Annotated in this window: 12 protein-coding genes; 1 reads left to right on the top strand and 11 read right to left on the bottom strand. The window is 30.5% G+C overall.

Going from position 1 to position 12757, the window contains the following annotated elements:
• Nucleotides 1-18 precede the first annotated feature (18 nt).
• The 8 genes from HMPREF2953_RS05670 to HMPREF2953_RS05635 form a co-directional block, all read right to left on the bottom strand.
• The gene (locus HMPREF2953_RS05670; protein WP_049336097.1) at nt 19-909 is read right to left on the bottom strand and encodes a deoxyribonuclease IV; all 891 of its coding nucleotides are present in this window, start codon (nt 907-909) and stop codon (nt 19-21) included.
• Between the two features lie 9 nt (nt 910-918).
• Nucleotides 919-2265, bottom strand: a complete 1347-nt coding sequence (locus tag HMPREF2953_RS05665; protein WP_002449896.1) for a DEAD/DEAH box helicase — start codon at nt 2263-2265, stop codon at nt 919-921.
• A gap of 24 nt (nt 2266-2289) precedes the next feature.
• Nucleotides 2290-3393, bottom strand: a complete 1104-nt coding sequence (locus HMPREF2953_RS05660) for a Nif3-like dinuclear metal center hexameric protein (protein ID WP_049336094.1) — start codon at nt 3391-3393, stop codon at nt 2290-2292.
• On the bottom strand, nt 3383-4072 hold the full coding sequence (locus HMPREF2953_RS05655) for a tRNA (adenine(22)-N(1))-methyltransferase (protein WP_070672202.1): 690 nt from the start codon (nt 4070-4072) through the stop codon (nt 3383-3385). Before HMPREF2953_RS05655 ends, HMPREF2953_RS05660 begins: the two co-directional genes overlap by 11 nt.
• Before the next feature lie 103 nt (nt 4073-4175).
• Nucleotides 4176-5282 (bottom strand): RNA polymerase sigma factor RpoD, encoded by a 1107-nt coding sequence (rpoD, locus tag HMPREF2953_RS05650; RefSeq protein ID WP_002449793.1) that lies wholly within the window; start codon nt 5280-5282, stop codon nt 4176-4178.
• Nucleotides 5283-5555: 273 nt separating this feature from the next.
• On the bottom strand, nt 5556-7364 hold the full coding sequence (gene dnaG / locus HMPREF2953_RS05645; RefSeq protein ID WP_070672201.1) for a DNA primase: 1809 nt from the start codon (nt 7362-7364) through the stop codon (nt 5556-5558).
• A gap of 63 nt (nt 7365-7427) precedes the next feature.
• A complete protein-coding gene (locus tag HMPREF2953_RS05640) occupies nt 7428-8240 on the bottom strand; it encodes a pyruvate, water dikinase regulatory protein (RefSeq protein WP_049336088.1) in 813 nt (270 codons plus the stop codon).
• A gap of 10 nt (nt 8241-8250) precedes the next feature.
• A complete protein-coding gene (locus tag HMPREF2953_RS05635) occupies nt 8251-8874 on the bottom strand; it encodes a transcriptional regulator CcpN (RefSeq protein WP_083310590.1) in 624 nt (207 codons plus the stop codon).
• A gap of 331 nt (nt 8875-9205) precedes the next feature.
• On the opposite strand from HMPREF2953_RS05635, the gene HMPREF2953_RS05630 reads away from it, so the two are divergent.
• Entirely contained in the window at nt 9206-10597 is a 1392-nt protein-coding gene (locus HMPREF2953_RS05630; protein WP_002449775.1) for a glycine--tRNA ligase, read from the top strand.
• A 72-nt stretch (nt 10598-10669) separates the two neighbouring features.
• On the opposite strand, the gene recO is transcribed toward HMPREF2953_RS05630, so the two are convergent.
• Genes recO through cdd form a run of 3 tightly spaced genes read right to left on the bottom strand, consistent with a single transcriptional unit; the run spans nt 10670 to nt 12757 of the window.
• Complete coding sequence (recO, locus tag HMPREF2953_RS05625; protein ID WP_049336087.1) at nt 10670-11419, bottom strand: DNA repair protein RecO; 750 nt, start codon at nt 11417-11419, stop codon at nt 10670-10672.
• A 33-nt stretch (nt 11420-11452) separates the two neighbouring features.
• The gene (gene era, locus HMPREF2953_RS05620; protein WP_070672197.1) at nt 11453-12352 is read right to left on the bottom strand and encodes a GTPase Era; all 900 of its coding nucleotides are present in this window, start codon (nt 12350-12352) and stop codon (nt 11453-11455) included.
• Entirely contained in the window at nt 12353-12757 is a 405-nt protein-coding gene (gene cdd / locus HMPREF2953_RS05615; protein ID WP_049336085.1) for a cytidine deaminase, read from the bottom strand.

Here is a 12757-nt window from a genome sequence, read left to right as displayed (position 1 = left end):
ATCTTACTCTTATTTTAATTATTGATTCAATATTTTTTCTTTTAATTTAGGATCAAAAATTTGAGATTTTAACATTTCAATTTCAAAGCGATAAGGCGGCTTTTTATTTTTCTTATCTTCTCCTACATAAGGAGTTTCAAGGATTTTAGGAATGTCTTTAAAAGCTTCATGATGTACCACATTATTCAAAGCATCAAAACCAATATATCCAAATCCAATATTTTCATGTCGATCTTTATGTGCACCTTGTTCATTTTTACTATCATTTACATGAACAACTTTAATACGGTCTATTCCAATAATTTTATCAAACTCATTCAAAACGCCATCAAAATCATTTTTGATATTATAACCAGCATCATGTGTATGACAGGTATCGAAGCAAATAGATAACCGATCGTTATGTGTCACACCATCAATAATGCGAGCAAGTTCTTCAAAACTACGTCCAATTTCTGTTCCTTTTCCAGCCATTGTTTCAAGTGCAATTCGTACATCATGATCATGGTTTAACACTTCATTTAATCCTTTAATAATCTGATTAATTCCTTTATCTGCACCAGCACCTACATGTGCACCTGGATGTAAGACAATATCTTTCGCTCCTAAAGCTTGCGTACGTTCAATCTCATTTTGAAGGAAATTAACACCTAATTCATAAACTTCAGGTTTCGTTGTATTTCCTATGTTTATTATGTAAGGAGCGTGTACAACAATATTTGATAAACCATATTGTTCCATAACTTTATGCCCTTTTTCAATATTTAAATCGTTTATACTTTTTCTTCTTGTATTTTGAGGTGCACCTGTATAAATCATAAATGTTGATTCACCAAATTGATGTGCTTCTTCGGCCGATCCTTCTAACATTTTTTTACCACTCATTGATACATGTGAGCCAATTAACATTTGTTTCACCTAACCTTTTTTATTGTTTTTTCGTTGTTGTCTACTACGTTGTTTACTGTATTGCTTTCTTTCTTGTCGTTTCATTCTTTCTACTTCTTGTTTAAATTTCTTTTTATAACCTGGTTTAACTTTATTTTTAGATTTACTTCTTACTTTATGTTTTACTTGATTTGTTAAATGATCATCTTTACGTTCGCGTTTATGACGTGTATTGTGCGCTTTGATTGGCTTAAGTTCTCCATTTTTAATATCAACATTATCAAAGTGGTAGCCTTTATCTTCAATAAGAGAAATATTATGTTCTTCATCTGGGCTATATAATGTTAGAGCCACGCCTTTATAATTTCCACGTCCTGTTCTACCCACTCTATGAGTAAAGAAATCAATATCATTAGGAACATCAAAATTCACTACATGACTAACGCCTTCAATATCAATTCCTCTTGAAGCTAAATCACTTGCAATAACATATTGGAAATCTAAATTCCGAATACGTTTCATTTGTTGTTTACGTTCTCTTGGTGTTAAACCGCCATGAATCATACCAACTTTAATGCCAGACTCATTAAGAGATTGAGCAAGTTCATTTGCATTTTCTCTACTGTTACAAAAAATAATACATAGATATGGATTTAGTATATCAATTAATTGCAAAGTTTTATCAACTTTTTCAGTTCCTTTAGTAGGAATCAAATAAAATTCAATATTTTTTTTATTTTGGGATTTGTTATCAACTACAACATATTCAGGGTGACTAAGATACTTATTTAAAAACGGTTCTAATGATTTTGGAATTGTTGCACTAAAGACTGCAATATTAGCATTTTCATCTAAACGAGCAGCAATATAATCAACATCTTCTATTAAGCCTAAATCAATGAGTAAATCTGCTTCATCGATAATTAAATATGATGCCTTATGAATATGCAAATGTCCACTCTGAGCTAAATCATTGATTCGTGTTGGTGTACCAATCACTAATTGAGGTTGTTGATTTGTTCGTTGTTTATCTTTCTCTATGTCAGTACCACCAATAAATAAACTTACTTTAATATCTGATTGAAAACTAGCTAGATGACTAGCCACTTTATACAATTGTTGTGCTAATTCACGAGTTGGTGCAACAACAATACTTTGAGGTTCTTTAATGTCAGTATTAATTAAATCTATTAAAGGTAATAAAAAGGCGTGTGATTTGCCAGTACCGGTTTGTGATTGACCAATTAAATTGGTTCCTTTTTTTATACGTGGAATAATTCTATTTTGAATTTCAGTAGGTTTATTAAAATTTAAATCTTTAACTGCATCAATAAGATTTGTATTTAAATTAAATATTTCAAATGGATGATTAGCCATTCATCTGGCCTCCTTTGTATAGTTTTAAATATAATTAAATGGATCTGTATTTATTTCTGAAGCTTCTATATTAAACTGCTTACTCTCATTACTAAATAACCATTGTCCTAGTAAGCCTTTAAGTCCTTCTTTCATAACGTACTCACTATAATGATTGATATCTAATAAATGAATGCCATTAGTTTTAGCATCAAGTGCATCATGATGTTTTATGTCTCCAGTAACGAAAACATCTGCTCCCTTTTTAAAAGCACTAGTTTCAAAACCGATACCAGCACCTCCGATAATAGCAACTGTTTTAATTAACGCTTCTGAAGGACCTGTATAACGAACGCTAGGAATATTTAAATGTGCTTTAGCATATTTAGCAAAATCTTCTAAATTTAACGGCTCATTTAGTTCGCCTATTTTTCCAAGACCATAATTAGCAGATGTCGTCATCTTAATAAAATCATATACAGGTGTTTCATAAGGATGGTAATTAATAATTGCATTTTTAGCAATATTTAATTGATCTTTACGAATCATAAATTCTAGCTTCACTTCATTTACATATTCAATTCGATTTAGTTCTCCAATATGAGGGCGAGCCTCTCCAACTGGTTTGAATTGACCTTTACCTTTGGACTCAAAGAAACAATATTCATAATTCCCTTCTTTTGCTAAACCAATATTATTAATATGATATTTAAATGATTCTAGATTTTCTTCGGGAATGTAAGTTTGTACTTTATAGTAAAATGATTCTTCTTCATTTAAAAATCTAATATTAGTTAAATTTAATTTTTTTGCTAGCATCTCATTGACACCATCAATGTGATTATCTAAATTGGTGTGCAAAGCAATAAGTTGAATATCATTTTGAATAAGCATGTGTATTAATTTACCATATCCATCATTAACTAATGATTTAATACCTTTAAAAATTAAAGGGTGATGGGCAATAATTGTATTGTATCCTTTGCTAATTGCCTCTTCTATTACTTCCATTGTGCAATCTAATGCTGTCAAAATACCTGTTATCTCTTTAGTGTCATCTCCAATTAATAAACCCACATTATCCCAGCTTTCAGCAGTTTTAAGGGGAACGTGTTGGTCAATAATTGACATTAGTTCTTTAATTTTCATTATAGAGTACCTCTCTTATCATTGATATCTCTTCTTCAATCTCTTCTAGTCTCTCACGATGTTGTATTGGATTCAATTGATTACGAATATGCTCTAAAGCTGCTAACTCTCTTTCCCACTTTTTTATAAAAATACCGTTTTTATTATTTAAAAGAATAGGACCAAATTTAAGTGATTTTTTATTAAGAAGATTAATATTTTCTTTCCATTCACTAACTACAATTTCATAGATATGTCCTTTTTCTTCTAAAATTTCTTCAGCGATAATATCATAATTAAGATGTTGAAGTGTCTTGCGTAAGGTTTCAGTTTGAATATTACTTTGCAAAATTAGACGTGGATGATGTGCAAGTTTATTTTTACCTTCATCTAATATTTTCGCTATTAAAGGTCCACCCATTCCACAAATTGTGATATTATCTACTTTATCTTTCTCAGTTAGTATACTAAGACCATCACCTAATCGAACATCGATATGTTGAGTAAGTTGATGCTGTGCTACATTCTTTTTAGCAGCTGTATAAGGTCCTTTGATTACTTCGCCAGCAATAGCATCATCGCATAGATGATGTTGTAATGCATAAATAGGTAAATAAGCGTGATCAGAACCGATATCAGCTAATGAATTACTTAATAAGTATTGGCTTACAACTTTTAATCGATGATTTAATGATATCATTGTTATCTCCTTTATTATAAAAAGAGGCTAGGACATAGTATTGTCTTAGCCTCAAGTTTCTTTATACATAACATCTATCGTTAACTCAGATTCACCATTAATCTTAGTCCATAAAATCTTTAAGACGCTTGCTACGACTTGGATGTCTTAATTTTCTAAGCGCTTTAGCTTCGATTTGACGAATACGTTCTCTTGTAACACCGAACACTTTACCCACTTCTTCTAATGTTCTAGTTCGTCCGTCATCAAGGCCAAATCTTAAACGTAAAACATTTTCTTCTCTATCAGTAAGTGTATCTAAAACGTCTTCTAATTGTTCTTTCAATAACTCATAAGCAGCATGGTCAGAAGGGCTTTGTGCTTCTTGATCTTCAATAAAGTCTCCTAAGTGACTGTCATCTTCTTCACCTATTGGCGTTTCTAGGGATACTGGCTCTTGAGCTATTTTAAGTATTTCGCGAACTTTTTCAGGTGGTAAATCCATTTCTTCACCAATTTCTTCAGGAGCAGGATCACGACCTAAGTCTTGTAATAATTGTCTTTGTACGCGAATAAGCTTATTAATAGTTTCAACCATATGCACAGGAATACGGATGGTACGAGCTTGGTCAGCAATAGCACGTGTAATGGCTTGTCTAATCCACCACGTAGCATAAGTAGAAAATTTAAATCCTTTACTAAAATCGAACTTTTCTACTGCTTTGATAAGACCCATATTCCCCTCTTGGATTAAGTCTAAGAAAAGCATACCACGACCAACATACCGTTTTGCAATACTTACAACTAATCGCAAGTTGGCTTCTGCAAGGCGAGATTTTGCTACTTCATCACCTTGTTCAATACGTTTAGCTAATTCAATTTCTTCTTGTGCACTAAGCAGATTTACACGTCCAATTTCTTTTAAGTACATTCTTACAGGATCGTTAATTTTAACACCTGGAGGCGCACTTAAGTCATTTGGATTTAATTTTTCATCTGTATCTGAACTATCTTTTTCATTTACTAAACTAATATCGTTATCATTTAGTTGGTCAAAGAAATCATCCATTTGGTCGGAATCCATGTCAAAATTTTGCAGCTTTTCAGCAATTTCTTCATGACTTAGATGACCTTCCTTTTTACCTTTTTCAATTAATTGTTTTTTAACATCTTCTAATGTTAAAGTCGGATCAATTGTTTGTTTTTTGATTTTAACTTGGTTATCAGACATGAAAAGGCCTCCCAATCGTATTTTAAGCTTTCAATTAAGATATTTAATTATATAATAAATTATTATAATAAGAAAAGTATATTTTATAATAAACATGAAATATTATCATTCTATAGGTAATAAAAATGATATCCTTATTTCATAAATATTTAACTTACTATTTGTCTACCCTTTAAAAAAGCATAATAACCATTATACAGTAATGGTTATTAAATATAAATACTATATTAAAAGTTTAATATTTGTTTATATTTCTTTAATTTAAATATTCATCTACATGCGTTGCTTATTTTTATTAACTATCATTTGTAAATAATACTTTTGAGATTCTACGTCACCAATTCTAAGTGCTTCTTTTAATTTATGATTAAGTTCTTCAATAGAATCTTCATATTTGTTTTCATTTAAAGTTGAGATATATTCTTCAATTTCTAAATCATAAGGTTCTCGATTTAATTCATAATCATCAAGCTGTATGATTGCTTCTCTAATATCTTTATCTTCAATGTATAATATTAAATCACTTATCGAATAGTAATCATTTTCAGAATAATAATCGGTTAGCGCTTTAAAAATACTTTGGAAATATTTATTCGTAAAATCGTTTGCTTCAAGTTGTCGATTATAATTTAGAAATACATCTTTATCCATCATAAAGTGTTTTAATAAAGCTCTTTGTGCTTTTTCACTTTTGTTTAAATGTGTAAAAACAATGTTTAAATTTTGAGAATTTGAATTTGAGTTATCATTGGTATTTCCAATATAGTCTTCTTCATATGAGATAAATTCAGGTTGTTGATGTACATTGGACATAATAGTATTGGCATCAATATTGAAAATGTCAGCTACGTCATTCACAATTTTATTTTTTAATATTGAAGATCTGACAAATGAAATATCTTCAGTAATCTCTTTAAAGTGACGCTCATAAGCTAGATCATTATTTTCAATTTCATCTCGATAGAATTGAACTTTGTAAATAATAAACGATTTCTTCTCATTATTTAAAAATTCTATAAATTTTTCTTTACCGAATTTAACTATATATTCATCGGGATCCATGTTTTTTGGTAATTGTACTACAAATACATTTAATCCATGTTTCAGTAAATGTTCTCCAGTTTTTAAAGTGGCCTCTTGACCAGCAAAGTCTCCATCAAACATTAAAGTTATATTAGAGGTTAATTTTTTTAAAACTGTCATGTGATCTTCTGATAATGCTGTACCCATACTTGCTACCACTGTTTTTAATCCAGCGTAATCAGCTTTAATTACATCCATAAATCCTTCTAACAACATGACTTCATCATTTTTTCTAATTGATTTTCTTGCGTTATCAAGATTATAAAGTAATCGTCTTTTTTGAAAAATCGGTGTCTCAGGACTATTTAAATACTTAGGTTCTTGATTGTTATAAGTTCTACCAGAAAAACCGACAATTCTTCCTTGAGCATTTTTTAAAGGGAACATGATGCGATCTCTAAAACGATCGTAGTAACTAAAATTTTCTTCGTTACGTGATAACAAACCAGCTTCATAAGCTAGTCCTATGTCATATCCTTTTTGTTGTAAAAAGTCATGACAAAAGTGAGCGTTATTAGGGGCATACCCTATTCCACGAGATTTTATTAATTCTTCAGTGAAACCACGATTTACGAGATAATTTAAAGCTTCTTCACCTTCTACTGATTTCATTAATGCATACATATAATATTCATTAATTAATTCATGCATTTCAATCATTTTTAAGTCTTCAGATGCTATTTGAGTTGTAGAGGGATTAGAATGACCAATATCTACTTTTATATTAACGCGTTCTCCAAGTTCTTGTACTGCTTCTACGAATGAAATATCCTTAATGTCTTGAATAAATTGAAAAACATTTCCACCTTTTTTACAACCAAAGCAATGGCATATTTGTTTATCTTCAGAAACTGTAAAAGAAGGTGTTTTTTCATCATGAAAAGGACACAAACCAATGTAATTGCGTCCTCTTTTTTCTAATTTCACATATTCACTTACTAAATCTAAAATATCTGTTTTTTCCTTTATTTCGTTAATTACAGACTGTTCTATACGCAATATATATCACCTATTAAATAGTAGTCATAATATTATACACTTTTATAAAAGGTTTTTAAATATTTATGCTTTACTTTCAATAATTTGTATAACATCATTTGCTGTTTCTTCAATAGCTTTATCAGATACATCAATAACAGGGCATCCTATTTTTTCGACAATTTTTTCAAAATATTGAATTTCTTCTTTAATTCTATCTTCAGTCGCATATCTAGCATGTTCACCTAATCCTAATTGTTTAAGTCGTTGTTTTCTTATTAAATTAAGTTTATCTTCACTAATCTTTAATGCTATACATTTAGTTGGATTAATTTTAAATAATTCGTCTGGTGGCGTTACCTCTGGAACTAGAGGAATGTTCATTACTTTATAGCTTTTGTGCGCTAAATACTGAGATAGAGGCGTCTTAGAAGTTCTTGAAATGCCAATTAAAATAATATCTGCCTTAGGTAATCCTTTCGCATCTTTACCATCATCGTATTTTACCGCAAATTCGATTGCATCTATTTTTTTGAAATAGGCATCGTCTAATTTATGAACTCTGCCTGGCTGATTATACGGCTCCTCATCATGCGTTTGATTAAGTAGTGTCATTAGAGGGCCCATTATATCAACAGCTTTTAAAGAGAAATCGTCTACTTTTTTCTTCATATATGCTTTAATTTCTGGTTCTACTAACGTATATACAATAATTGCATTTTTATCTATAGCGACCTGTATAACTTCATCTATATCCTTAAAAGTTTCTATATAAGGATATCTCAAAAAACCATGTTTACAAGCTTTAGGATTAAATTGAGCGACGCAAGCACTAGCAACCAACTCAGCTGTATCTCCTATTGAATCAGATGCAATGATTATCTTTATATTTTCCATTGTTTATCACCTATTCTTTAAATAATGAAACAAATAATTTTGTTATTGTTGTTTTAGATATTCTACCTACAACTTTATATTTACTATTTTCTTTTTTTCTAACAACGGGAATTGAATCAATTTCCTTATCTATCATTTGACTTGCAGCATAGATGACGAGGTCTTCTTCTTTTAAATAAACAATATTAGGCATACGTGACATGATGACACTTATAGGCATAGTATGAATATCTTGACCAATCATAGAGGCACGTAACAAATCTTTTCGCGAGCTCACACCAATCAATTCATCTTTTTGATTAATAATAAATAATGTTCCTGTATCTTCTAAAAATATAGTACATATAGCATCATAAATTGTCGTATCTTCTTTAACGATAACAGGTAGAGACATATGATCTTTTATTATATATTGACGTAAATGATCACTGACTAATTTATTCTTGGATTTACCTGAATAATAATAACCCACACGTGGTCTAGCTTCAATAAAACCAGACATAGTTAAAATAGCTAAATCAGGACGTAAAGTAGCACGAGTTAAATTAAGCTTATCTGCTATATGTTCACCTGTTATCGGGCCACCATCCTTAACTATTTCAATTATTTGTTCTTGTCTTTTACTTAATTCTATAGGTCTTCACCCCTTTTAATTTCATGTTTTATTATACCTATTTATATATATACCTACAAATACATATAAATCCTTGCTATTAAATTTTCTATGAATTAAAATATGATTAAGCGAGTTAAGGTTGGTGGAAGCTTAACATTTTAAAAATTGGCTTATCAATATCATTACATAAAAGCGAGTGTCTACACTAATTTGGGTGGAACCGCGGGTTATTTTGTTAACACTATATATTTATATAGATGAATTATTAACTCGTCCCAAGATAATAATAAGTATTATTTTATATTTATTTATTGTCTTGGGACGTTTTTATTTTAAAAGGAGAGATAATATGGTTAAAGATATGGATACTATTGTATCACTAGCTAAACATAGAGGATTTGTATTCCCAGGTAGTGATATTTACGGTGGTTTATCTAATACATGGGATTATGGTCCATTAGGTGTTGAATTAAAAAATAATATTAAAAAAGCATGGTGGCAAAAATTCATTACTCAATCACCATACAATGTTGGGATTGATGCTGCAATTTTAATGAATCCAAAAACTTGGGAAGCATCTGGTCATTTAGGTAATTTTAATGACCCAATGATTGATAATAAAGATAGTAAAATTCGCTATCGTGCAGATAAATTAATCGAAGACTATATGCAAAATGAAAAAGGTGATGAAAATTTCATTGCTGATGGCTTAAGTTTTGAAGAAATGAAACGCATCATCGATGATGAAGGTATTGTATGTCCAGTAAGTGGTACTGCTAATTGGACAGATATTCGTCAATTTAACTTAATGTTTAAAACATTCCAAGGTGTTACTGAGGGCTCTACTAATGAACTATTTTTACGTCCAGAAACTGCTCAAGGTATTTTCGTAAACTATAAAAACGTTCAACGTTCAATGCGTAAAAAATTACCATTTGGTATTGGTCAAATCGGTAAATCATTCCGTAATGAAATCACGCCTGGTAACTTTATTTTTAGAACAAGAGAATTTGAACAAATGGAATTAGAATTCTTCTGTAAACCTGGTGAAGAAATTGAATGGCAAAATTACTGGAAAACATTTGCAAGTCAATGGTTAAAAGATTTAAACATCAATGAAGAAAATATGAGATTACGTGACCATGATGAAGAAGAATTATCTCACTATTCTAATGCGACTACAGATATTGAATATAAATTCCCATTTGGTTGGGGCGAATTATGGGGTATTGCAAGCCGTACTGATTTTGACTTGAAAAAGCACAGTGAACATTCTGGCGAGGATTTCAGATATCATGATCCAGAAACAAATGAGAAATATATTCCATATTGTATTGAACCTTCTTTAGGGGCAGATCGTGTTACATTAGCTTTCTTATGTGATGCTTATGATGAAGAAGGCGTTGAAGGTAGTAAAGATGCTCGTACAGTAATGCATTTCCACCCTGCTTTAGCACCATATAAAGCTGCTATTTTACCATTAAGTAAAAAATTATCTGAAGAAGCAATTAAAATCTTTGAACAATTAAGTTCTAAGTTTTCTGTTGATTTTGATGAATCACAATCAATTGGTAAGCGTTATCGTCGTCAAGATGAGATCGGTACTCCTTACTGTATTACATTTGATTTCGATTCATTAGAAGATAATCAAGTTACAGTACGTGATAGAGATTCTATGGAACAAGTTCGTATGCCAATTTCAGAATTAGAAACATTCTTAGCTGAAAAAGTTAAGTTTTAATATAACAAGAACCCACTTATTACTTGCTATGAGTAATAAGTGGGTTCTTTTAATTAATTTAAATATTGTATATTATTCTAATCGCTTAAGTTGATTAATTAATTTTTGACCTTTAAAGTACATGCCAGCATATTCTCTATACAGCATTATCATTAATTCTGACATTTCATCTAATAAAGCTTGGTTAATATTAAAATGATTCATTTTATCAATTGGCAACTTTTGTAAAATATCCAATAAATAAAATGTTTTATTGGATAGCTTTAATGCATAAGGATCATTATTTAATACAGTTTCTGAGATTGTCCCGTCATATTTAAAACTGTAAGCAATAAGCTTAGATTGATCAGTATCACCAGTAATTGCACAATAATTGAAAAATGCGCCAAAACCAAATTTATTCATACATTTCAATAATACGATAATCGACATTAATTGAGCAGAATTACCTTCTGAAATTTTATTGAGTACAAATTCTAATAACTTATAATGATATAGAGAAACTTCATCTGGTTCTAATGATCGATCTATTGCTTCAACACATAAAGTCGCATAACTACTATCAAAAATATCTAATCGTAATTGATAATATTGGTTTATGACATCAATAGAACTGAGCGTCCCCATACCTTTCCATTTATTATAAATAAATAAGCCATACACAAAGAGTTGTGTATGAGCTTGCAAGCCGGTTTTAGATTTTTTAGCACGTCTTACCATAATAGGAATTTTAGCACCATGCTCGTTTAATATTGTAATAATTTTATCGGATTCACCATAATCTACTGATTTTATGATAATTCCTTTTTGTTTTTCTAACAATGCATCTCACCGGCTTTCCTATTAATTTAAACGTTAATCTTGATCTTCAACATATCCCATTTGACGAATAAAGTTTACTTTATTTCTCCAATCTTTCTGAACTTTTACCCATAATTCAAGGTAAACTTTTGATCCGAGAAGCATTTCAATATCGCGTCGAGCTCTTTTACCAACTTCTTTAAGTTTTTTCCCACCCTTACCTATAACAATTCCTTTTTGAGAATCACGTTCAACAAAAATAGTTGCTTCAATTCTTACTCTTTCTTCACTTTCCTTAATCATTCTGTCTACATTTACCCCTATTGCATGTGGGATTTCTTCACTTGTTAAATGTAAGATTTTTTCTCTAATAATCTCGCCTACTACAAATTGTTCTGGATGATCCGATATTTGATCATCAGGGTAATATTTTGGACCTTCAGGTAAATAATCTTTAAGTACATCGATAAAATGATCCACATTCAATCCCTCAAGTGCCGAAATTGGCACGATTTCAGTAAAATCCATATAGGTTTTATATTTTTCAATCTTAGGCATAAGTGCATCTGGATGAACTAAATCAATTTTATTTAACACTAGAAATACCGGTGTTTTAACATTTTTCAGCATTTCCATTATATATTCATCACCACGACCAATATCTTCATTTACATTTACCATAAACATAATAGCATCGATTTCTGATAGCGTATTTTTAGCTACACGCATCATATAATCTCCTAATTTATGCTTAGGTTTATGAATGCCTGGTGTATCTAAGAAAATGATTTGAGCATCTTCTCTTGTCATTATTCCCTGAATTTTATTTCTTGTTGTTTGAGCTTTATCTGACATAATTGCAATTTTATGTCCAATGACTCTATTCATAAATGTGGATTTTCCCACATTCGGTCTCCCTATAATAGATACAAATCCTGATTTGTGTTCTGTCATTTATTCTAAATCCTTTCCTGAAAAGCCGTGAGGTAATAGTTCTGCTACAGTTGATTTAATCATCTCACCTTTATGATTTGTCATATACACAGGCATGTCGTCATCACAGAGTTCTTTTAATACTTGACGACATGTTCCACAAGGTGATGACGGATGTTCAGCGTCAACGGTAACTGTTATTGATTCAAAATCTCCTGGTCGATAGCCTTCTGAAATTGCAGCTACTAAACTAGATCGTTCTGCGCAAATCGTTGCTGGATAAGCTGCATTTTCAACATTTGCTCCATAAAAATGACGACCGTCTTTTGTTTTTAAATATGCACCTACTTTAAAATGACTATACGGTACATAAGCACGTTGTTGAGCTTTTCTAACTTCTTGAAAATAATATGATTGATAACTCAT

The organism is Staphylococcus sp. HMSC072E01, from assembly GCF_001814125.1.
Taxonomy (GTDB): domain Bacteria; phylum Bacillota; class Bacilli; order Staphylococcales; family Staphylococcaceae; genus Staphylococcus; species Staphylococcus hominis.
Note: the sequence above shows the minus strand (reverse complement) of the source record. Positions and strands in the feature narration are given on the sequence as shown.

Excerpts from the sequence above, each read along its gene's own strand:
- HMPREF2953_RS05670 (WP_049336097.1), bottom strand. The coding sequence starts at position 909 with ATGTTAATTGGCTCACATGTATCAATGAGTGGTAAAAAAATGTTAGAA.
- HMPREF2953_RS05665 (WP_002449896.1), bottom strand. The coding sequence starts at position 2,265 with ATGGCTAATCATCCATTTGAAATATTTAATTTAAATACAAATCTTATT.
- HMPREF2953_RS05660 (WP_049336094.1), bottom strand. The coding sequence starts at position 3,393 with ATGAAAATTAAAGAACTAATGTCAATTATTGACCAACACGTTCCCCTT.
- HMPREF2953_RS05655 (WP_070672202.1), bottom strand. The coding sequence starts at position 4,072 with ATGATATCATTAAATCATCGATTAAAAGTTGTAAGCCAATACTTATTA.
- rpoD (WP_002449793.1), bottom strand. The coding sequence starts at position 5,282 with ATGTCTGATAACCAAGTTAAAATCAAAAAACAAACAATTGATCCGACT.
- HMPREF2953_RS05640 (WP_049336088.1), bottom strand. The coding sequence starts at position 8,240 with ATGGAAAATATAAAGATAATCATTGCATCTGATTCAATAGGAGATACA.
- HMPREF2953_RS05630 (WP_002449775.1), top strand. The coding sequence starts at position 9,206 with ATGGTTAAAGATATGGATACTATTGTATCACTAGCTAAACATAGAGGA.
- era (WP_070672197.1), bottom strand. The coding sequence starts at position 12,352 with ATGACAGAACACAAATCAGGATTTGTATCTATTATAGGGAGACCGAAT.
- cdd (WP_049336085.1), bottom strand. The coding sequence starts at position 12,757 with ATGAGTTATCAATCATATTATTTTCAAGAAGTTAGAAAAGCTCAACAA.